Annotated in this window: 17 protein-coding genes and 3 pseudogenes; 6 read left to right on the top strand and 14 right to left on the bottom strand. The window is 67.8% G+C overall.

All coding sequences use genetic code 11. The features are described 5' to 3' along the window. Positions 1–106: 106 nt before the first annotated feature. Positions 107–916, bottom strand: a pseudogene (locus ACIRD7_RS09425) (IS5 family transposase). A gap of 85 nt (positions 917–1,001) precedes the next feature. Between ACIRD7_RS09425 and ACIRD7_RS09420 the strand changes: the two are divergent. Continuing rightward, a complete protein-coding gene (locus ACIRD7_RS09420) occupies positions 1,002–1,277 on the top strand; it encodes a transposase family protein (protein ID WP_403451749.1) in 276 nt (91 codons plus the stop codon). Here the strand turns inward: ACIRD7_RS09420 and ACIRD7_RS09415 are convergent. Then, positions 1,254–3,908, bottom strand: coding sequence for a tetratricopeptide repeat protein (locus ACIRD7_RS09415; RefSeq protein ID WP_403451576.1), 2,655 nt, complete (start codon positions 3,906–3,908; stop codon positions 1,254–1,256). The genes ACIRD7_RS09420 and ACIRD7_RS09415 overlap by 24 nt on opposite strands. 111 nt (positions 3,909–4,019) lie before the next feature. On the opposite strand from ACIRD7_RS09415, the gene ACIRD7_RS09410 reads away from it, so the two are divergent. The 3 genes from ACIRD7_RS09410 to ACIRD7_RS09400 all read left to right on the top strand — a co-directional run bounded on the left by ACIRD7_RS09410 (position 4,020) and on the right by ACIRD7_RS09400 (position 9,913). Beyond that, entirely contained in the window at positions 4,020–8,414 is a 4,395-nt protein-coding gene (locus ACIRD7_RS09410) for a CHAT domain-containing protein (RefSeq protein ID WP_403451574.1), read from the top strand. Positions 8,415–8,535: 121 nt separating this feature from the next. Beyond that, entirely contained in the window at positions 8,536–8,931 is a 396-nt protein-coding gene (locus ACIRD7_RS09405; protein WP_403451572.1) for a hypothetical protein, read from the top strand. Positions 8,932–8,938: 7 nt separating this feature from the next. Next, entirely contained in the window at positions 8,939–9,913 is a 975-nt protein-coding gene (locus ACIRD7_RS09400; RefSeq protein WP_403451570.1) for a hypothetical protein, read from the top strand. 1,014 nt (positions 9,914–10,927) lie between these two features. Here the strand turns inward: ACIRD7_RS09400 and ACIRD7_RS09395 are convergent. Beyond that, complete coding sequence (locus tag ACIRD7_RS09395; protein WP_403451568.1) at positions 10,928–11,764, bottom strand: prephenate dehydratase; 837 nt, start codon at positions 11,762–11,764, stop codon at positions 10,928–10,930. 858 nt (positions 11,765–12,622) lie between these two features. On the opposite strand from ACIRD7_RS09395, the gene ACIRD7_RS09390 reads away from it, so the two are divergent. Then, complete coding sequence (locus tag ACIRD7_RS09390; protein WP_403451566.1) at positions 12,623–13,159, top strand: 2'-5' RNA ligase family protein; 537 nt, start codon at positions 12,623–12,625, stop codon at positions 13,157–13,159. 236 nt (positions 13,160–13,395) lie between these two features. Here ACIRD7_RS09390 and ACIRD7_RS09385 read toward each other — a convergent pair whose 3' ends face one another. The 6 genes and pseudogenes from ACIRD7_RS09385 to ACIRD7_RS09360 form a co-directional block, all read right to left on the bottom strand. Continuing rightward, a complete protein-coding gene (locus ACIRD7_RS09385) occupies positions 13,396–13,611 on the bottom strand; it encodes a hypothetical protein (protein WP_403451564.1) in 216 nt (71 codons plus the stop codon). Between the two features lie 496 nt (positions 13,612–14,107). After that, positions 14,108–14,332, bottom strand: a complete 225-nt coding sequence (locus tag ACIRD7_RS09380; RefSeq protein ID WP_403451562.1) for a hypothetical protein — start codon at positions 14,330–14,332, stop codon at positions 14,108–14,110. Positions 14,333–14,358: 26 nt separating this feature from the next. Then, entirely contained in the window at positions 14,359–15,090 is a 732-nt protein-coding gene (locus ACIRD7_RS09375) for a hypothetical protein (protein ID WP_403451560.1), read from the bottom strand. Positions 15,091–15,191: 101 nt separating this feature from the next. Beyond that, a pseudogene (locus tag ACIRD7_RS09370) lies at positions 15,192–15,314 on the bottom strand (isochorismatase); the annotation flags it as partial. 14 nt (positions 15,315–15,328) lie between these two features. Further along, positions 15,329–15,592, bottom strand: a pseudogene (locus ACIRD7_RS09365) (class I SAM-dependent methyltransferase); the annotation flags it as partial. A gap of 844 nt (positions 15,593–16,436) precedes the next feature. Continuing rightward, entirely contained in the window at positions 16,437–17,072 is a 636-nt protein-coding gene (locus ACIRD7_RS09360; RefSeq protein WP_403451558.1) for a DUF4328 domain-containing protein, read from the bottom strand. A gap of 470 nt (positions 17,073–17,542) precedes the next feature. On the opposite strand from ACIRD7_RS09360, the gene ACIRD7_RS09355 reads away from it, so the two are divergent. Continuing rightward, positions 17,543–17,896 carry a hypothetical protein gene (locus tag ACIRD7_RS09355; protein WP_403451557.1) on the top strand — a complete coding sequence of 118 codons (354 nt, stop codon included), beginning with the start codon at positions 17,543–17,545 and terminating at the stop codon, positions 17,894–17,896. A 587-nt stretch (positions 17,897–18,483) separates the two neighbouring features. Here ACIRD7_RS09355 and ACIRD7_RS09350 read toward each other — a convergent pair. From ACIRD7_RS09350 to ACIRD7_RS09330, 5 genes are all read right to left on the bottom strand, one after another. Next, entirely contained in the window at positions 18,484–18,750 is a 267-nt protein-coding gene (locus ACIRD7_RS09350) for a DUF4235 domain-containing protein (RefSeq protein WP_403451555.1), read from the bottom strand. Beyond that, the gene (locus tag ACIRD7_RS09345; RefSeq protein ID WP_403451554.1) at positions 18,747–19,217 is read right to left on the bottom strand and encodes a DUF3618 domain-containing protein; all 471 of its coding nucleotides are present in this window, start codon (positions 19,215–19,217) and stop codon (positions 18,747–18,749) included. Before ACIRD7_RS09345 ends, ACIRD7_RS09350 begins: the two co-directional genes overlap by 4 nt. Further along, complete coding sequence (locus ACIRD7_RS09340) at positions 19,214–19,633, bottom strand: phage holin family protein (protein ID WP_403451552.1); 420 nt, start codon at positions 19,631–19,633, stop codon at positions 19,214–19,216. Before ACIRD7_RS09340 ends, ACIRD7_RS09345 begins: the two co-directional genes overlap by 4 nt. Before the next feature lie 154 nt (positions 19,634–19,787). Then, positions 19,788–20,336, bottom strand: coding sequence for a phosphatase PAP2 family protein (locus ACIRD7_RS09335; RefSeq protein ID WP_403451550.1), 549 nt, complete (start codon positions 20,334–20,336; stop codon positions 19,788–19,790). 64 nt (positions 20,337–20,400) lie between these two features. Continuing rightward, positions 20,401–21,462 (bottom strand): YihY/virulence factor BrkB family protein, encoded by a 1,062-nt coding sequence (locus ACIRD7_RS09330; protein ID WP_403451548.1) that lies wholly within the window; start codon positions 21,460–21,462, stop codon positions 20,401–20,403. Positions 21,463–21,464 lie beyond the last annotated feature (2 nt).

Below are 21,464 nucleotides of genomic sequence, written 5' to 3'. Positions count from 1 at the left end.
CTGGGAACGACGCGACGACATCCACGAGGCCTTCCTCGGCCTCGCTGTCTGCCTGATCACCCACCGGCACGTCCAGAGGCTTTGTTAGGGCCAGTAAGACGTCATTTCACTTGGCGAGTCTGCGGTGGCATATGAGGGTCGCGGCGATGGCGGTGAAGGCGAGGAAGTGTTCTGGCTTGCGCTCGTAGCGGCGGTGAAGGCGTCGGCACCCCGACAGCCAGGACACCGTCCGCTCCACGACCCAGCGATGTCGGCCCAGGCGCCGGGATGACTCGATGCCTTTTCGGGCAAGGCGGTGGCGGATGCCACGAGAAGCGAGCCATTGCCGCAGGTGGCGGTAGTCGTAGCCCTTGTCGACATGGAGTCTGGCGGGCCGTCGGCGTCGAGGGCCGCGACGGGAACGGATGGGCGGAATGCCATAGACCCAGTGGGATGAGGGCCTGGCTGTCGTGGAGGTTGGCGGCGGAGATGCCGACAGGCAGGGGAAGGCCCTGGCGGTCGACGATGAGATGGATTTTCGATCCCTTCTTGCCGCGGTCGGTCGGATTCGGTCCCGTCAGTTGCCCCCTTTGAGGGCCCGGACGCTGACCGAGTCGATTGCGCACCGCGACCAGTCCAGCTCGCCCCGGGCACCGAGCTCGTCCAGGACCAGACGGTGGAGGTTGGCCCATACCCTGGCCTCGGTCCACTCGGTGAACCGCCGGAAGTCGGTGACCCCCGACAGCCCGAAGCCCGGCGGCAGTTGGTTCCAGGTGCAGCCCGAGGTGGCCACGAAGATGATCGCCGCCAGCACCTCGCGGTCCCCGCGCCGATGGTGCCCGCCACCCTGCGGACGAATCGGCGCCGGCGGCACTACCCGCTGAAACAACGTCGACAACTCTTCCGGCGCCATCCGCTCGACAAGCGCAGCAGTCATCACCCCAGACTGCCGCAAGATCACGTCAACTGAAATGACGTCTTAACCAGTTCCGTCAGCCCTCCCCGATGCCGCGCCCGAGGAGATCCCCGGTCTGCTGGAGCGCCTGGCGGAGATACCAGATCCCCGTGACCCACGCGGAATACGCCACGCCCTCGCCGTCGTACTCGCGCTCGGAGCCTGCTCCGTACTGGCCGGAGCGACATCACTCCTTGCGGTCGGCGAGTGGATCGCGGATGCCCCCCGCCGCCGCCCGCCGCATCCACACCTTCTACGGCGTCCCGTGATCAACTGGATAACCCGGGACTACGCCGGGGCCCTGTCTACGGCTGGAGTACTAGGAGCCCCTCAAAAGAGATGAGATCGGGGTGGGTGGCACTCCAGAGAATTGGCCGATCAGAGTTTCGAACTCGCTCCAAAGACGTGCCAGCACGGGCTTGTTCCCGGCGCGTCCAGCCACACCCAACGAGGACCGCTCCAGGAGCCGTAGCCTTCCCGCGGCCATCCGATAACGCTCGACAAATGTGAACTCTCCAGCTTCCATGAGTTCGCACAGGGCAGCTTCCCCGATTTGTGGTGAGCAAGCGATGAACAGCGATTGCGCCACGTCGAAATCATGCGCGGCCTGACAGCACAGTTGCTGTGACAAGTGGTCCCGGACCTCCCCGGCCATCTGCGCCCTGCGGTGCGACCGGTGCGCTGTCGTCTCGCCGGCCGGCATCCAGATACGCGCCAGACGCAAAGCAGTGTCCAGCGCGGCGCGTGCCGCTTCCGCGATTTCCTCCTCGTTACCCCTGGTGCATGCCCACATCGCCCAATCGCACGCCGCGGCGAACCGGGACTGCAGATCGCCTCTGTCGAGATGCATGCAAATCGTGCGGTAGAGGCCGGTGGCTCGTTCGTCCTCGCCGGCAAGAGTTAGTGCCATGGCGAGGGTCAGAAGTTGAGCGGGCATGTCAGGCCATCGCGACTCGGGCCGGGCCGCCGCGAACTCGGCCAGTTCGACGGCGCGGGCGAGGTCACCGGGGTCGCCGAGGCGTCGGAAACGGCACATGAGCGCGTGGGCCAGCTCGTTCACCGACGACTTGTGCAGCAGATTTTCCACCGGCAGGGCGGACAGCGCGTGTTCACCCGCGTCTATTGAAGTGTCGTTGTCCGACGCCTCGCCCAGAAGGGCAAACCTCCGCGCGAGCAGGACCGCGCGTAATGCCGGGAAGTATGCGCTCAGAGGGGAGTCCCTGGGAGTCACCGCTTCGGCTGCGTCGACGGCCGCGGTCGCCTCTGTGAGGTTGGCGGAGTCCGGTTCCTCCTCCACGAACGCTGTCCGTGCCAGGGCGAGGTTGTGCAGACGCTCCCATCGCACAGGAGAATCCTCGGGTGTTGCCTGGACGGACTCCTCGATAAGTGCGATGGAGCGATGCAGGTCTTCCCGTTCCTCCAATCGCTCATAACGGCTGAGGTAGGCGACCCCGAGATTGTTGAGGGCGTAAGGTCGCTGCTTCCCGTCAGGCGGCCCTTCTCTGAGAACGCGCTCGTGTGATCGGATGGCGCCGTCGAGGTCACCGGTGCGTCCCATGACCTCGTAACGCAGACGCAGGTAGCTTCCGAGGTTGGTCAGCAGGCCGCAGTGTTGCTCCGACGCCAGGGAGGACGGTCTGACCGCTTCGAGGGCACGAATGGCCCTGTCGAGGTCGCGGACGTTGGGGGTGTGCAGGGTCCTTGTGCGCAGCATCATGCCCAGCTGGTTCACCCGGAGCAGGCGCTCTTGCGGGTCGACGTCCGGCGCCTGCGTCGATTCCTCGTGCAATTCGATGGCACGGTCCAGGTCGGTACGGTTGCCCCAGTGCTGGAACCTGTCAAAGTACGCGTCGGCAAGCGGCGCGAGTAATGCCAGGCGCCTCTGCCGAGGAACGTCTTGGACGCATTCGTTGATGATCTCGATCAGCCGGCCCAGCGACTGCGGCTGCTGGGTCAGCTGTCGTAGTACGTTCAGCAGTGCCGCATGGTCGTTCAGATCTCTGATCAATGCGGTGGTCACACGGGTTGGCTGCTGGATCGAGCGTGCTATCGCGGAGGCGGCATCCTCGAGGTGCTCAACGTTCCGTGTTGCTCCGTATTGGCGGACGAGGGCGAGTAGGAGCATGCGTCGGGCTTGACGCCGTTCGCCTGAGGGGCGTTGGAGGGCGTCCATGAGGGCCACCAGATCCCGATGGGCCTGGACCAGGGCGGCCAGTTCGTCCGCTCCACTGTCCGCAGCCGCGCAGCGACTGTCGGCCTGGTCCACCTCGGACACGGCCCGCACCAGTTCGTCGGGCAGGCCGTTGGTCGTCGACACCTTCCAGCCGAGCAGTTCGTCGAAGGCGTTGTGCAGGCCTATCTCGCGGCAGCGGGACAGCAGTTCCCCGGCCGTTTCCACGGCCTGGAGCGTGTGGGGTCTGTTCTCGTTCCTACTGCGGAGAATGGACAGGGCGATCTCAGCATCGTCTTCGAGGAGCTTGGGGTGACGCTCGACCAGGGCCCGGGCCTGCTGCCAGCTCTGAGCGCTCATCAACTTGAACAGAATCGCCGTCAGCTGGTCTTGCTGGGAGGGTGTCATGCGCAGGGGGGTGCCGCAGCAACTGCTGTAGGCAGCGCCACGGCCGCACCAGCACGCGTCATCAGGCCGGGGAGGCCACTTGATGGACGGGTCGCCGCTCTGTGTGACGTATGGGGAGAAGTGGACCCTGTTCCAGGGGTCGTTCACGGCGGTGTCCTCGCACCAGCGCAGGTAGGCATCGAGGCCGACTCGCATGATGGCGATGTTCTCGGCGAATGCGGTCAGTTCTCTCAGGAACCCGTCATGGCGTCTGCAGTAGTCGGTGAAATCCTGTCCCCGCCACTCGGTGGCGAACTGGGGCCACAGATCGCGGGCCCGGTCGAATTCCTCCTCGGGCAGCCACCAGACCATGAGCTGCGAGACCCGCGGCACAGTGGGCTCTCTCGCCTCAGACACCCACAATCCCTCTCTGTCAGTGAAACAGACGCTGAATCAGGATTCTTTCAGGCATGCTGAGGTGCGTCCTCGTTTTCACGGTGTTCGCCCCGGCCATCCCAGGAGCGGTAGATGGAACTGCCACCAGGCCAGCCCGCCCCGGGTGAGATCAGCGTCCTGCGTGTGGAGATCGTCCCTTTGCCCGGCAGCAGCGAGGATCCGCACGACTTGCCGGAGATCGTGCCAGTGGGGGTCATGATCCTGTTCACCCCGCCCGGTGCCGCCGAGCACGGCACCGCGTATCTCACCACTCTGGCCGATCTGATCGAGTTACTGCTCGAAGGCTCGGTCAGTCCCTCCCGGGAGATCGCCCGGGAGGTTGTGCGTGGCGCGATCACGGACGCGGCGCTTGCCGGACAGTCGTCCCGGACAAGGATCGCCGTCCGGCTGTTCATCGCCGAAATCCTCGCAGCAGACAGCGCTGAACCGGAGCCGGCACTCAGTGTGGCCCGTATGGCACTGGAGGAGGCCCACGCCACACAGCCGCCTGGAAGCGCCCTTGTGGCCGAGGCGGCCTTGCGAGTGGGGGGCCTACTGATCCATGTCGGCGTGGACGACGAGGATCGCGACACGGGTCTGCGCCTGCTGGAGGAGTCCGCCGACTTGCCCGGTTCGCCATTCCGAGGCGATGCACTGGCAGCCACCTCGACAGCCCTGGCCCAGCGGTTCTTTCACAGCAAAGACCTCAGTCACCTTCACCGTGCCATCGACGCCGCACGGTGCGCAGTTGACGAGGCATCGCCAGATTCTCCGGATGCACGTGAGCGCGTCACCGATCTCAGTGCCATGTTGGCGGCACGTTTCCAGGCATCGCAGGACCGAGACGACCTGCGCGAGGCCGTGAAGGTGCTCAGCGAGGCCATCGATGCCACTCCCGACGGCGATCCACAACTGGCGTCGCGGCGTGACCTCTTGCTGGACATGCTGCGGATGAGCATCCAGCAGTGGTCGAGCCGAAGCGACCTGGATCTCCTGATCGCGACCTTGGAGGCCTCGGCGCATGCCAACGGAATCGGCCCGCAACTCCGCAGCCAGTTACGGCGCGAACTTGCTTACGCCCTCGATCTGCGCTGGCAGCACTACGAGCAACTGCCCGATCTGCGTCACAGCACCGAAGTCCTCACCGAACTTCTCGACGAGACAGAGGACGACGACCCCATGCGCCCGGAGTTGCTGGCCGCACTCGCGATGGTCGTGTTCCGGCAGGCCGAGGCAGACGGAGACGCCGACAGCATCGACCGGAGCCTGACACTGATCAACGAGGCCCTCGCCCTGCCGCCACCGGAGCCACAGCAGACGGTCGTCTACCAGAGGCATCTCGCGGTGATCTTGCGGTCACGCGCGGAACGCGACGACCGGCCGGAGGATTTGGAACAGGCCATCGCCGTGCTGGAGAACTGCGTGGCCACAAGCCACGCCGACGGCTTCGGAGGCATGAGCCAACCGCTGGGGAGCCTGGGCCTGGCCCTGTTGGCGCGGTACCAGGCCGACGAACCAGGCCGGACAGACGATCTGGACCGGGCCGTCGAGGCGCTCGCCTCGGCAGTGGACGCCCCCGACAACGACGCATACGCTCGCGTGACCGCCCTGAAAAACCTCCTCCATGCGGTCGGGATCCGCTATACCGAGTTCGGACGCCCCGATGACCTCGCATGGCTGGGCGACCTCGGGCGGCAGCTGCGCACGGCCACCGACGCTGACGCTTCCCTCGTGGGTGTCGCAACGACGCGGCACCTCGCCGTGACCCTGGAGACCCGGCTGGACGTCAGCGATGATCCTTCGACCCTGGACGAGGCTCTTGCCGTACTGGAAAGGGAGGTCAGCGAGGCCGAGCCCGGTTCCGTCCACGCCTACGAGGCGGGGGTGGATCTGGCTCTGAATCTGTGGAGGAGCTATGTGGCCAGGGGCGGTGTCGAGGCCCTCCAGCGGGCGATCGTCCTCCTGGAGGACGCCGTCGCCAATCTGCCGCCTGGCTCCCGGAACCGGGCGGAGGCATTGGGGGTGTTGGGCATGTGCCTTCGCGACCGCTACATCCACGACGGTGCCTCCGCAGATCTCGACAAGGCCATCTCCAGTCACAACGAAGCCCTGGCCGGCTTTGTCCCGGGCGAGGAGAAATACGCCGAGATCGCGGGCAACCTTGCCCTGGCCCTGTGGGATCGATACGGGCGCACGGGCAGCCTGCACGACCTGGACCGGTCCATCACGCTGCTCGACACGATCCTGGACAGCCCTCCGCAGATGACGGTGCGCCTGACAGGCCTCCTCAATACCCTTGGTATCGCACTGCGCGACCGATACCACAGCACACGCGATCCAAGAGACCTGCACCGGGCCGTCGCGGTTCATAAGCGCGCCTCGGAGCTGCCGGCCGCCGCTCGACTCACCTCCGGCGGCTCCCTGAACAACTACGGCGCGGCGCTCATGGACCGCTACCGCACCACCAACGACCTGACAGACCTGTTGCGTGCCATCGATGTCTTCGAGCAGTCCCTGGATGTCGCCCATCCGGAGAGTCCCAACCGGCCGCGATTCCTGGTCAACTTGGCCGGAGGGCTGCAGGCCCGCTACGACCGCCTGCGGGACATCAAGGACCTCGATCGGGCAATAGAGCTGACCGGCAACGCGCTTGCCGAGGCGCCGCCGGGATGGGTGAACGTGTCGACATCCCTGATGTCCCTGGCAACCCTGCTGCACATGCGATACCTGCAGCTGGGGCGACGGCACGACCGGCGGGCGGCCTTGGAGGCGTATCAAAGGGGCTGCCGTTCGGGGCTCAAAGCCCAGGCCGGTGCCACCCTGCGCTCGGCGCGAGCCTGGCTGGAGTGGGCAGTCCAGGAAGGAGCCTGGGACGACGCTGCGGAAGCAGCCGACGTGGCGGGCGAGGCGATGACCAGACTCTTCGAATCGCAGTTTGGCCGAACCCACAAAGAGCGGTGGCTCAGATCTGCCCGGGGAATTCCCTCTCTGAGCGCGTATGTGCTGGCTACCAAGAAGGAGCCGCAGAAAGCCGTCGTCGCCCTGGAGGCCGGCCGCGCGCTCCAGCTGAGCGAGGTCCTGGAGCGGGACCGGGCGCAACTCGACGAGCTGATCGGCGAGGGGCACGCTCAGCAGGTGGAGAGGTATCAGCGTGCCAACAACGCCTGGTCAGACCAGCTCCGTAGCTGGGAGTCCCGCGACACGATCGATCCTGATACGGCGTCCTTCGAACCGGATCACGCACTCGAGCAGACCCGCCGCGAACTCGACGAGGCGGTCGCCGTGATCCGCGCCGTCCGCCCGGGCTTTCTTCAGCCTTCGACGTTCACCGACGTGGTCAACGCTGCTCGCACCGCGCCGCTTGTCTACATCGCGACGACGAATGCTGGTGGAGTGGCACTGCTGGTGCGAGCCGACGGCACGATCGAGACCGTCTGGCTACCGGACCTCACGGAAGGGGCCGTCACCCGCAGGGTGAGCGACCTGCGCCAGGCCCACGACGGTCGCGGCCGTGATCCAGCGGTGTGGCGAGGCACGCTGGACGCCATCTGCTCATGGCTGTGGGACTACGCCATGGCCGCCGTACTGGACCGGCTCGGTCCCGCAGCGCGCGCCATCCTCATTCCTGCGGGAACCTTGGGGCTGCTTCCCCTTCACGCCGCCTGGACGGCCGACCCCTCACGTCCGACGGGGCGCAGGTACGCGATCGACGACTGCTCGCTGGCGTACGCGCCCAATGCACGCAGCGTCAAAGCAGCCAAGGACATAGCCGAGCGGGCGGTGACCGAGTCGCTGCTCACCGTGGAGGACCCGCGGCCCAGCAAGCTTCCACCACTGCCCTTCACTGTCCCGGAGATCGCCGCTGCCCGCGCGTGTTTCCCCGCAGTCAAGGGGTTCAGCCGCGAGGCCGCAACCGTCGCCGCCATCACAGCAGCGCTTCACGCCTTCCGATTCCACCACTTCGCCTGCCACGGCATCGCGAACCTGAGTGAACCTCTGCAAAGCGCCCTGCTCCTGGCCGACGACGAGCCACTGACTCTCGAAACCCTGCTGCGTCAGCGCCTCCTACGCGACCATTCCGAGGGCATACGGCTGGTAGTGCTCTCCAGCTGTGAGAGCCTCATCCCCGGACTTGAGCTGCCTGATGAGGTGGTCAGCCTTCCGACGGGGCTGCTGCAGGCCGGGGCGGCCGGCGTCATGGCGACCCAGTGGGCCGTGACCGGGCTGGCGACCTCCCTTCTCATGGGGCGGTTCCACCGGGAGCGAAAGGTCGACCCCACCGCCTCCCCTGCGGCCGCCCTGCGCTCGGCGCAGCAGTGGCTGCGGGACACGACGAACGACGAGAAGCTGACCGATCTGTCGGCTGACGACGTCCTGCCCCGCGAGGTCATTCGCCCATGGAGGAGGGCGCTGCTCAGAAAGCCACCGCACGAGCGGTCGTTCGCGCACCTCAGCGAGTGGGCCGCCTTCTCCCATGTCGGTGTGTGACAGCACCGCGATCACGGTCACGACCGGCATCGGCTGCCACGCATCGTCGCGCGCCCAGGGACCGGAACTGTTTCTGCCCTGCCATTAGTACCGGCCGGGTGAGGCCGGGCAGACTGGAGTGGTGGACAACGAACTGTTCCTCATAGCCGCACAGCAGATCCATGATGAAGCTGGTACCACAGACGTGCGGGAGCCCCTGGCACGACTGATCCGAGAGGCGCAAGAGGCTGGTTCACAGGAGGACCGCGAAGATGCCATCGACCGGATCTACGAGTTACTCGCTCGCGACGAGCCCACGCGGCAACGCCTCGACGAACTGCTCCCCAAGGAACCAGAGGAGTTTCGTGGCGGCGGCTTCGACGACCTTGCCGGAAATCCGGAACCGATCCACGACCGCTACGCTTGCCCCAACGGGGACTACTCCTGGCCGATCCTTGACGTCGGCGACCCCACGCCGCCCCTGTCGACGTGTCCGCATGACGGCGAGACGTTGACCTTCCGCGCGGCCGGGGAGTGAATCGGGGGTGCTGGAGGACTTCTGGAAGGGACTTGGGGGCAAGTTCGCAGAACGGTGGCTGACCGCTCTCTTCTCCCCGGCTTTTGCCTTCTGGGCGGGGGGCTTCCTCGCCTGGCTGTACGGGCACGGTTGGTCGGCGGTCGAGCGGCTGGGTTGGCTCGGTGCGCTGCGGCAGTGGACGGCCGATGCGCGCGACCTGCCTTTCGTCGCCCAAGCGCTTCTGGTGGTCGGCCTGTTGATATTGATCACGCTGTCGGGTCTGCTGCTTCAGCACCTGTCCCGGCCGACGTTGCGTCTACTGGAAGGATACTGGCCTGCTCGTTCAACCAGTGTGCGGGAGTGGTCCAGGCGGCGCCTCAGCGATCGAGCCAACGAAAGCGCCACTCGGCTGCGCGCCCTGCTTGCCATCCCAACCGACACACGAAGCGCCATTGAAGCCGGGGAGCTTGGCCGTCTGCGCGGCAGCTACCAGCAGGTTCCCCCACGGCCCGGGCAACGGATGCCCACCCGCCTGGGCAACGTGCTTCGTGCTGCCGAGCTACGCCCCGGCTCCCGGTACGGGCTGGACGCCGTGACCTGTTGGCCCAGACTGTGGCTGCTGCTGCCGAAGGACTCCCGCCAGGAAGTGGCTGCCGCCCGGATAGGACTGTACCTGTCGGTGCAGAGCTGGTTGTGCGCGGTCGCCTTCACGGTCTTCGTGGTCTGGGCGTGGTGGGCACCGGTCGTCGGGCTCGCCGTGGCCTGGGTGACGTACTACACGCGCATGCTCGCGGCGGCCCGAACATACGGCACCCTGATCGAGTCCTGCTTCGACATCCACCGAGGGCTGCTGTACGCGGCGTTGAACTGGCCCCGCCCCGCCAACCCTCTCGAGGAGTACGCCGCAGGGCAACGCATAAGCGCGTATCTCACCTCCGGCTCACGGCAGACAAGCCCGACCTTCACCGATCCGCCGCCCACCATCACCGTCCTGCCCTCATGACGACTCCCGAGGCGTTGTTCACCCGAGGCGGGGACCCGCTCGGCCAGGACCAACGAAACGGCGACCCGAAGCTGCTGGCCCGGGCCCTGACGGTTTAGGGGCAAGCCGTGGGGGAGAAAAGCCTCCCCCAAGACCGGGGAGCGCGACCGGTGAGCAGTCCAAACCGCGGCAAGCACTGGAGACATGCGAGCAGGCCGCTCGCCGAACCCAGCACACAGAGCCGGGCGATGTCTCTGAACGTGCTTATGCCACATCAACCTCGTGGGGGCGCTGTGGGAACTCAATCACCTGACGCGCGACGACGCCGAACTAGGGTCCGTCTTCAAAGATCATCGGGTGGTGGATCATGGAGGAGTGATACGGCGCCATGAACTCACCGATCAGGAATGGGAGTTACTCGCTCCCCTCATGCCGCGGGCCGCGACAGGCCGCCCACGCGTGGAGGACCAGCAGGTCGTCAACCCTCAGTGTCGGCGGCGGTCGACATGTGCCGCCTCAGTCAAGTGACGGTGCGTCGTGGGTGCGTGGGCCGATTCACTACCGAAGCCACGACACCGGCCGACTGTCGGCTACGCGTGTCTGTTGAGCCTCGGACTGGCCGCCCGCTCAGAGAAGGCTCCTGGTCCCAGGGCCGTACCTCGCGACTCTCCGCCCAGCTCCACACCTGCGCGTCCGTCGGCCAGCGCGACCGCCCTCGGCGGCATCCACACCTAGGGACACCCGCTCGCTGGAAACATGCTCACGAGAGATACGCTCGCCGGAAACGCGCCGCGGGACTGCGGTACGACGTTTCCCGGCGGCCCGGTCACGTGTGTGCGTCAGGGAAGCCAGGTCGGCAGGGCCAGGCCGAGTTGCACAAATGTCCCCTCAAGGTGCGAAACGGTCCGGGTCCATGTCCAGGCGTGGGCGGCCCGACACACGTGTCGAGTGTGAACCTTCGGGGTGGGCAGCTACGTCGTCCCGGTGGGGGCACCGCCGCCCATGGGGACGGCTGCGGGGAAACCCGTCCCGTCGTCAGCTCCTCGCGCGGTGCCGGTGCGCCGGGTACACACCCAGGATGCGTACCTCGGAGGAGAAGAAGCGCAGTTCGTGCAGGGCGAGGGCGACGCGCTCGTCGTCGGGGTGGCCCTCGATCTCGACGTAGAAGCGGCTGGGGTTGAGGCCCGCGCCCATCTGGTAGCTCTCGATCTTGGTGAGGTTCACGCCGCTGCTGGCGAACCCTCCGAGCGCCTTGTAGAGCGCGCTGGGGATGTTGCGCACGCAGAAGAACAGGCTCGTCATCGTCGGCTCCGCGGCGTGCGGGGCGAGGGCCGCGTCCCGGGAGAGGACGACGAAGCGGGTGGTGTTGTCCGGGTCGTCCTCGACCTCGGGCCGCAGCACGTCGAGGCCGTAGAGCTCGGCCGCGGCGGGCGGGGCGAGCGCGGCGTGCCGCGGGTCAGCGAGCTCGGCCACCTCGCGGGCGGCTCCCGCGGTGTCGTCGCTGACGAGGGTGCGCCAGCCGCCCTCCCGCAGGATCTTGCGGCACTGGCCGAGGGCGTGCACGTGGCTGCGTACGCACTCCACCTGGTCCAGGGTGGCGCCGGGCACGCCCATCAGGTCGAAGCGGATGGCGAGGAAGTACTCGGCGACGATGAACAGCCCCGACTCGGGCAGCAGATGGTGTACGTCGGCGACGCGTCCGGCGGCGGAGTTGTCGACCGGGATGACGGCGACGTCGGCGGCGCCGAGCGTCACGGCGTCCAGAGCCTGTTCGAAGCTGGTGCAGGGCAGTTCGCGGCCCTCGGGGAACAGGGCTCGCGCGGCGGTCGCCGAGTTGGATCCCGGTTCACCCTGATATGCGGCGATCGTCACCTTGTTCAGCCTTCCTCGAGGTAGCGCGCCTGCTGAAGTGTCGGCGAACTTGCTCGATCAGGCTCACCAGGGGTGCCGGCAGGCGCTCCAGTCTGCCGTCGGCGCGTGTTCGTACGCTGCGGCGACCATATGCTAGACGGCCCTCCCGGCTCGTGGGACGTGCCCGGCGAGCCGCTTCTCGGTGGCCGCTGGTAGGCGCCGACACATGTCTCATGGGAGTACGTACACACCCGCTCGCTGTGTGGTGACTGGTGCGGACCGGATACCTGTTCGTCGTAGGGGCAGCCCTACAGACGACACCTCTCGATCGTGTGGCCGGCCGTACAGCAAGAACCTTTTCGCCCACACCGGATGACGGAGTCGAAGGTCCCCTCCAGTTTTCTGCGTGAGGAGGGACGGGGCGGGCGTTCGGACGTATCACGGACACGGCCGCTCGCTGTCGAGGAGTCGAACCCAGGAGTGCCGGGCCGCCCACCGGCCGCGCTGTCCCTGCGCAGCCGTCCGACAGTGGGTTTGCGGGCATACGCCGCACTCGTGTCCGGGCGGCCGGCCGCAGGGGCACCTGCCACCACGGCAGGGAGGGATAACGACGTGCCCTCACACATGCTTTGGCATGATCCAGGCGCCTGGATGCGAGAGCCGTCCGGGCCGGCTGGGTCATCGGGGAAGGGTGTGGGGGCTGTGGAATTAGTGGTTGGGGCGATGGTCGGACGCGACAACGAGCGGGAGGTGCTGTCCGCGTTCGTGGCGGCGTCCGGGGCAGAGCACTGTAGGCGGTCCGTCCGGCCAACTGGGTGGTTCGACCGCTCACGGCGATAATCGGTCGCTGCCCTGCGGTCCCGCTGTTAGACATGTGCGATGGCGGGTGACGATTCCAGCGGATCTCAAACAGGACAGTCGGGACTGATCGTGCGGGTCCCGGAGGCGGAACCTGCTGTTCGAGTATGGCGGGAACGGCTGGACCCCTCGGCTCGCGCGGGTGTTCCGGCCTACGTCACCGTGCTCTTCCCGTTCCTCGTCGAAAGCCGCATCGACAGGGGCACTCTTGCCACCATCGCTGAGGTATTCAGGCGTCACAGATCCTTCGAGGCCCGGTTCGAGCACTGCGGGCGGTTCCCTGGGATTCTGTACCTCTCCCCCGAACCGGCCGCATCGTTCTGCCGGCTTACTGAGGCGATCGCGGACCGTTGGCCGGAGACTCCGCCGTTCGGTGGGCAGTTCGATGACGTCGTGCCGCATCTGACCATCGCCCAGGGCCAAGACGATGCCGTCCTGGGGGAAGCCGAGTCCGATCTTTGTGGCCGGCTTCCCGTCACTGCCCACGTATCGGCGGTTGATCTCATGGTCTATGACGGATCACGTTGGCAGCACAGGGCGTCGTTCGCGCTTGGTTGACGCCGCTGCAGGTCGCCGGTCAGCCGCTATCCTGCCGGGCTTTGACGTGCGCGAGGCGGCAGGAGTCGGTGCCGGTCTCGACGATGTCGCCGCCGCAGGCGAGCACGGTTCACGATCGCCGCCCCGCGGCGGCGGAAAGCTAATCTGCACAGCGGTGGTCGAGCCCCACCACCACGGCCCGACTGGACCGTAAACTTCCACACCAGCATCACCGCAGTGCGCGCCGGAGTTCAGGGTCAGATCGCCACGGCCGCCCGGCGGGGTGGCGGTGTGCAGCGGCGGGCTGTCGCGGCCGCGGCCAGGATGCGGTGCAGTACGGGGACCGGGATCGCCGGATTCGTGACCGCTACGCATGCCGTGTCGCGGTCGTGGAGCAGCCCAGCCAGGACGTGGGCAGGCAGCCGCGGATTGCGCATCACGGCCCCGCGGATGTGGGCCGCTGGGTCGTTCAATAGCCGCACCGCGTCGGCAGGTGATAACCGGGTGTCCTCGGCCGCGCGCCGACGCACCTCTGCTTCCGAGTCGCAGGAAGCTGCCGTCCCACCAGCGCCAGACCTCCAGCAGCATCTCGGCCGGCGCGTCATCGCAGGATTCGGCGAGGAAGAGGCGGACCGTCCGGTCCTCGTCCATCGCCAGACGCTCCACGACGTCCGGTGGAAGATGCCGGGCACGGGCCACGCTTCGGCGGATGAGCGGATGGGTCGATACGGCGAGGCGGCGCATCGCGTCGGCGTCACCGTGCAGGGCCTGGACCCAGGGCAGAGTGTGCGACATCAACGTCGGGTCGAAGTTGTAGCACACTGCGGCACGCTGCTCCTCACTGAGGTCGGGCCGTAGTGCCACCGCCGAGCGGATGTCGCTGTCTGGGTCCTGCGCCAGGACGGTGACGCTGTGCGCGCTGAGCCGCAAATTGGCGGCCAGGGCTCGGCGTACCTCCGCGTCCACCTCCTAGACCAGCTCCGCCTCCAGCTCGGGCGAGAGACGGCAGAGTTCGAGCGCGCGCCGGGGCACGGGCAGCGCGGCGAAGACCTCCCGGGGCATGCGGACGCCGGTGTGGTGGGCGAGCAGCGCCGCCGTACGCACCGTGTCGTCGGTGTCGGTCAGTAGTTGCTCCTGTAGCGGCGCGGTGAGGTCTGCCCAACGGGCGCAGGCACTCGCCCGCACCCGGGGCACGTCGCTTCTCGTCGGGCGGGGTCGAGTCAGTCAAGCTCGGCGTCGGCCGCGAGGCCGGGGAGGTGGTGTGCGGGGAGACCCCTGAGTTCGGCTGCCTGAGCTCGGGACGGGCCGGCGAGGAGGTCGTCGTACACGTCCGCGGGGAGTTCGACGCCCCGGGCGCACGCATGCTCGGCCCATAGCACTCGCCGGCTCGGCGACGGTTCCGCGCGGACCAGGCGTACCCGCTGATCGGACGTGAGCTTGGGCCGGAAGGTGTCCGCGAGCCTCGCGCGCACCTGCGGATCGCGATGCGCCACAGCGGCGTCGAGTACGGCTGGTCGGTCGCAGCCGTGCAGGAAGCCCACCTCCACATCCAGCAGCCGGATCAGCAACTCGTCGGGCGCGGCCGAATTCGATCCGATCCCCTCCGCCCAATGCAAAGGCCATGCCGGCCGGCCGGTCACCGTCGCCCACACCTCGGCGCGCTCGACCTCCGTCTCACGCCCGGCGGCCGCGGCGGCCTCCTCCAGCCGCTCCGGCAGTCGGTCGAGGGCCGTCACTCGAGGCCCGTCCGTGCCGGGAACCTCCGCCAGGAGCACCTGCCCGTCGATCGATAGTGCTACGAACCCGGGATCGCCGGTCAGCCCCGGCACACCACCGGAGTACCGGACGCGGGTCCACCAGGCGTCGTTGCCGCCAATCCGATGTCCGAGGACGGCCACCAAGAACTCGCAGTCGCCGTCAGCAACGCGGCGCCACCACGTGGCGTCGAGCACTTGCCGGACCGCGCCGTCCGGCGCTGCGATCCCCCGCCGCGATCCGCCAGCCGGCTTCCTGCGGGAACTGGTTGCCCGGACGCATCTCCTCGTCGATCGGCAGCTCCTCGACCGGCACCTCCCAGAAGGTGAAGGTCGAACCGCGCATGATCGGCGACGGCGTCCGCGACGACGAAGACCTGGATGTCGCGCATCCAGGCGTCGCAGGCGGTCGATGGAACACCTGGCGCTGCAGATCCGCCTTGAGGACCGTGGTAACGGCGACACGGCCACTGCTGCGCAGCACTCGGCGGGCCTCCCGCAGCACCGACACCGGATCCGGTATGAGGTGGATACACCCCATGAGCAGAACACCATCCGCACACGCATCGCGCACAGGCAGCCTCCCGGCATCGCCGACGACAGCGGCGGGCCGCCCTGATACCTGCCGGGCCATGTTCCACGACACGTCGAATGCGATCACATCAGCGGAGGTCATCTCCCGCAGCGCACGGGTCGGCACCCCCCGTGCCCGCGCCCACGTCCAGCACCACTCGTGCCCCGTCAGGGAGTTCAGAAGCAAAGCAGGCGAGTGATGCCCGCAGGGAACGCTCGTCGTACCGTGCCGGCGAAGCGTAGTGGTCCGCGAGACCGGCGGCGGCCGTCCTGACTCCTGGTTCTGCGCTCGCCGAGGGCGGGAGGTGCTTGCCAGCCTGTCGTTGTCGAGCGTTCAATGAGCACTCCCCCGAGGACCCATACGGTGCCTGGAAGCCCACTGTAGAGGGGCGCAGATGGCGAGCGACAGATGTGGTGCTGGGTGCAACAACCTTTTGCAGGAGGGGAGTTCTCGGCTGACACAGGCTTGACCGGCGCAGTGCACGAGCAGCCCGAAGCCAGTGGCATCTACGCCTGCGGCTATGTGGGACTACGCGTATGCGGCACGCATCAACCCCACCCGGGCACCCACTTCCCCCGGGCAGACCGGGGACTCCCGAACGAACGCGCCCTACTGTACCGGCACCTGCCTCTACGGTTGTTCCGTCTCGAAGGCCTCCTCAACCGGCCGCTCCAGGCCACCCTGAGTCGACCCCGAAGCGCATCGCCCCAAGAGGTCGGCGACCGGCAGCGCGTAGCGGTCAGTGCCGCGGCCAGAGCCTCTTTCACCTCTGCCTGGTCCCGCAGGACGCTCGGGTATTCACTCAGAAGTCGAGTGGGGTCTGAGTTGCTCGAAACCTGCTGAGGCTCAGTAGGGCGATGTTGAGTCCCCTCCCAACCCAGGGACACTCAGTTTGTGGGCCGGCCAAGGTCCAGGGCCCACTCTCGCTAGCTGTGGTGTAGCCACGTCGCGGAGAAGCGCGGCAAGGGCGCTACGTCATCGCCACGGCGCGTTCCAACCGGCGAATGAGCTGCCAGACGACGATCGATAGCGCGGCGGCGCAGATGTACAGACCATCGCTGATCATCAGTTGCCGTAGGGCATGACGGGCCTGGCTCGCATTGACCGCCTTCTTCAGATCCGCGGATGCGTCGCTGTACGCGTTCGCGGCGACGAGGACGGAGAGCCACCATGCCGTGAGCAGAGGATGTCCCCTACGACGCTGCGGTTCCGGCCGGCTGGCAGCCCACAGATCGTTGATGAACATCTTCGGTATGAAGAGCTGCGCCAGCGGTATCACCCAGCCGAAGACCAACCACATCCTGCGCCGACGCTGCCCCTGCCTCCAGAGCACATCCGCGACGTCACGCATGCCGGCGAGCCAGATGCTGAACTGAAGCAGGGCCACGAGGAGCAGCCCCGTCCGCCAGCCCATCAGGTTTCTGAAGTACGTGTCGACCTCAACCAACGGGTTGTCGACGTACGGCCCCGGCGTCAGCGGCCCCGCCAGCAGTTGGTACTTCTGCCACGCTGCCAGCCCGGCCGCGAGGGCCACCAGTGCGAACGCTGCGAGAACGGCGGAAGCAAACCGGGCCTGCCCGCGCGGCAACCTAACTGCCTCAGCCACTTCACACCCCCTGGAAGGCCGCCCGTTCGGACTCCCCGCAGGTCGGCAGCGGATCTTAACTCCCTGGTGGAGCGGATGCCACAGCCCAACTTTGAGCCTGCGCGGCCGCTCCGCCCCAGTGCGGTCCCCATGATGTCGCGCGGACCCTGGAGGAACTGGGATGAGCAAGGATCGAAACGGAGATGAGTGGTTGAGCGGCGAGGCCCACCACTGCGATGCCGCCTCACGCCATGGCCATGCGGCTGGCATTGAGGGCTCGGTCGTGCTGGAGCGGATGGCCGAGCGGATCGGTAGCGGCGCTGCGGGGGGAAATGGACGGCAGCGGGGAGCAGGCCTCCGTCGCCGCGTTCCAGGGCGCGCGCTGGGCGGGCGAGGCGGCCTCGCGACGTACCCGGCGTCGCGACGACTGGCGTACGAGGACCCCGAAGAGCGCTGGACGTAAGGCGGAGCGGTCACCCCCTGTAACCAGCATGCTGCTGACCGGCATCGCCTTCGCGTCACTCGGCGTGGTGGACACCGTAAGACACAGCTCTCCCGAGGCCGGCACCAGCCACAGCGCCCCGCCTTCGCCGATGAAGTCAGCAGTGCAGGATTCTCACCCGGTCGGGACCGCCACGGCGTCGACAACAGCCCCCGCGCGCCCCTCCACGTCAAAGGACACCGAGGCGCACTGGCGCGCCTACGACAAGGCGCGCGGAGGGATGCTTCGACGGCTTGGCCTGGGCGCCCGGCTTGCCTTGGTTCTTCCCTGCTTCGCGGCTTTGTTCGTCTTCGTCGGCGCCGGGGTGGCCTCGTCGGCCAGTGCCGTCAACTGGGCACAGTAGGCCGCCACATGCTCTTCGCTGCTCGCAGCCCTGACGAGACCCTGCCATGCCGCGGAGTCCAGGGCGTGGCCACGATTCCTGGTCAGAGCGGGCTGCCGGTCGAGGAGCAAGCCGAGCTGCTGTGTACGAGGAGACGGAGCAGCTCAAGCAGGCCTTGTGGCCCGCAGCGTGCTGATGGCGACATGGTCGTGCGGCGAGGAAGAGGCTCGGCAGATCCTTAGTACGGATGTCCCAGCACTCCAACACCAAGCTCCACAACGTGGCGGAAGCCGTGGTGGCGACCACGCAGCAGGAGCCGATGCCGACACATCTTCAAGACCATCTGGCGGCGGCATTGGCCGTATGGCGCGCTCGCCGAGCCCGAGGCGCGTAGGGCGCAGGCCCTTGGGTAGACGTTCCGGGCTGGCGGGAGGCGGCGCAGCGCCTGGGGAGGTCCGCGCCGTCTCCCGCCCGCGAACCGGCGTGACGGAGAAGAGATGGAGATCCGGATTGCGGCCGGTGTGGCTGGGGCGAGCGATCGTCGCGCGGCACGCGCCGACTGTTCCCCGCTTCGGGTCCGTGCGGGGCTTTGCACGTCGGTGGTGGGTTCAGCCTGGCCAGGTGCCGGTGAGGCGGCGGGTCGCTGCGGCGCCGCCTCGGTCGACCACGGCTTTGACTCCGGCGAAGATCGCTCCTTGCAGGACGGCCGCCGACAGCACCTCGCGCCAGGTGCGCTCCTCGTCGGTGGCGTCGGGGGCCTCCTGTTCGTGTCCGAGCTTCTTCCAGACCTGCTTGAACAGTCCACCGGCCAGCACGCCGCTGACAGCCCCCAAGGCCAGGCCGACCGGCTTGTAGGCGATCTTCGCGGCTTTCATGGCCGCCTCCTGGCGCGACGTACGAGCAGCATCGCGATCAGCGCGCCTGCCGCGGCGAACAACGGTGTGCGGTTGGCCCGGGCCATCCGCATGCCCTGGCCGGCCTTCTCGCGCAGCGGCTCGGGAGCCTTCTCGTGGGCCAGCTCCGAGACGTGCGCGGCCTTTTCGCGGACCTGTCCGCCGGCTGCGGCGGCTTTGGCGCGTACCGGCTGAGGGGTCTTGTCCTGCACCGCCTCGGCGGCATGTGTCGCCTTGTCCCTCAGCTGGGCCGTGACCTGGGTGGTCTTCTCCGCGAGCTGCCGCTTCACGGCGGTCGTCTTGTCATGGGCACGGGTCTTCACATCGGTCCTCGCCGCGAGAGCCTCGACGGTCTGGCCGAGTTCCTCACGGGTCGCCTCGACCTGCTCTCGCAGGTCCTGCGGGGACGGTGTCGGCTCTTCGCCAGTAGGCGGTTTGTCCTGGGTCATCGCTGTGCCTTCTCCCTGATCTCGGCCACGTCGGCCTTCACGCTGTCCACCGTCTGCTCCGGCGTCGGCGGGGACGCCTTGCTGATCTGCTTCTTGCCGAGCGCTGCCATCAGGGCGGTGATGACGGCGAGGGCCGCGGTGACGATCAGCGCCGCCAGCCACACATCCATGACGAGCGACAGTGCGGCGATCACGGTGGCCACCAGGGCCTGCAGGGTGAGGACACCCACCAAGCCGGCGCCGCCGAACAGGCCGCCGCCCTTACCGAACCGCTTGCCCTTCTCGGTCATCTCGGCCTGCGCCAGCCGCATCTCGTCCTTGACCAGCTGGGAGAGCTGCTGCGTCGCGCGCTGGACCAGTTCACCCACCGCTTCCTGCCCTGTTTCGCCGGTGCGGGGGGAGCCGTCTGCTGTCATTGGTGCTCACCTTCCTTCGTCGGTGCCTTGCGGCTTGTGCGGCAGCTTCCTCGGAGGTTCCATCAGCCGATGGCGTGCGTTGGGAGATCTTGCCTTCCGCCATCCGGCCGGAGGCCCGAGTACCCCGCCATGGCGCATCACCGCCCTTGACCCTTCAGAGCGCGTGCCGTCGCAGCAAGTACGGCGCGGCACGGACCAGCCCGGCCGCAGCCAGTCCGATCAGACCGCCGACGGCCACGTCGGTGGGATAGTGCGCGCCGCTGTGCACCCGCTGCGCGGCCACCATGAGCGCCGCAGCCCCGGATACGGCGCCGGCGGCCGGCCAGAGCGGTGCGGCGGCCGCGGCGAAACCGAAGGCGGCAGCCGCGTGCCCGGAGGGAAAGGAAGAGCTGTCCGGCCGGTCCTGGAGATCGTCCGGTGGCACCCATTCGGGGGGCGGGCGGCGCCGCCGGTACAGCCGCTTGGCGACGCAGCTGGACAGCAACTCAGCCGTCGCCATCGCGGTCACCCCGGCCGCAGCAGCCGTACGGCCCCGCAACCGGCCGGCGGCGGCCATCACACCTGCGACCGCCCACCACAGCTTGGTGTGCTCAGCCGCTTCCTCGACCGCGGGCGCGATCTGCCGCACCCAGACCGGTCCCGACGCGATCGCCCGCCTCGCCAGCCGACGATCCCGGTCGCGCAGGCCCGCTCTCACTCCCATGACCAGCTGACTCCCGTCGATCCCCGCTCACACCGACGCCGTGGCAGACGGTGGTCCACCGCCTTCAGGATTCGAGGCGGCGGCGGTCCTCCTCGTCCCACTTGCTGGTGTCGCGCGGCTGGACGTACGGCTCGTCGTCGGCCGGGTGGCCACCCGCGACGGCCCGCTGGCGGACCAGCTCGGCGTCGAACTCCAGGCCCAGCAGGACCGCGAGGTTGGTGATCCACAGCCACACCAGGAAAATGATCACGCCGGCGAGAGCGCCGTAGGTCTTGTTGTACGAGGCGAAGTTCGCCACGTACAGCGCGAACCCGGCGGAGGCGATCATCCATATCAGCAGTGCCAGGAAACTGCCCGGCGTGATCCAGCGGAATCCGCGGACCCTCGCGTTCGGAGTCGCCCAGTACAGGACCGCGATCATGGTCGTGACCAGGACCACGAGCACCGGCCACTTCGCGAACGACCACACGGTCAAAGCGGTGTCACCGACTCCGAGAGCCGTGCCCACCTGCCGTGCGAGCGCGCCGGTGAACACGACGATCAGCGCGCTGATCACGGCCATGATCATCAAGGCCACGGTCACGCCGACCCGCACCGGCAGCACCTTCCACACCGGACGGCCCTCAGGGACGTCGTATACGGCGTTGGCGCTGCGGATGAACGCGGCGACATAGCCGGAGGCCGACCACACCGCCAGCACCAGACCCACGATCGCCATGAGCGAGCCGAGCCCGGCGTTGCCCTGCATCTGCTGCACCGCGCTGCGCAGGATGTCCTGCGCCGCACCCGGAGCGAGCTTCTGGATGTTGTCCAACACCGCCTGCGTCGCCGACTGCCCGACGATGCCCAGCAGCGATACGAGTGCCAGCAGCGCCGGGAACAGCGCCAAAATGCTGTAGTAGGTCAGCGCGGCCGCCCGGTCGGCCAGCTCGTCCTTCTTGAACTCCTTCAGGGTGCCTTTCAGCACCGCCCCCCAGGAGCGCTTGGGCAGGTCCGTGGGACTGTCCGGCGCTCGCTGCTCCACTTGCTCATCCGGCCCGGCGTCCGGAGCCTGCACGGTTTCGGCCTCACGGCCGGCCGCGGAACGCTCGCCGTGCCGTCCATGCTGTTTCAGTGTCCGCACCATTC

It is taken from the genome of Streptomyces sp. NPDC093568, from assembly GCF_044764945.1.
Lineage (GTDB): Bacteria > Actinomycetota > Actinomycetes > Streptomycetales > Streptomycetaceae > Streptomyces.
Note: the sequence above shows the minus strand (reverse complement) of the source record. Positions and strands in the feature narration are given on the sequence as shown.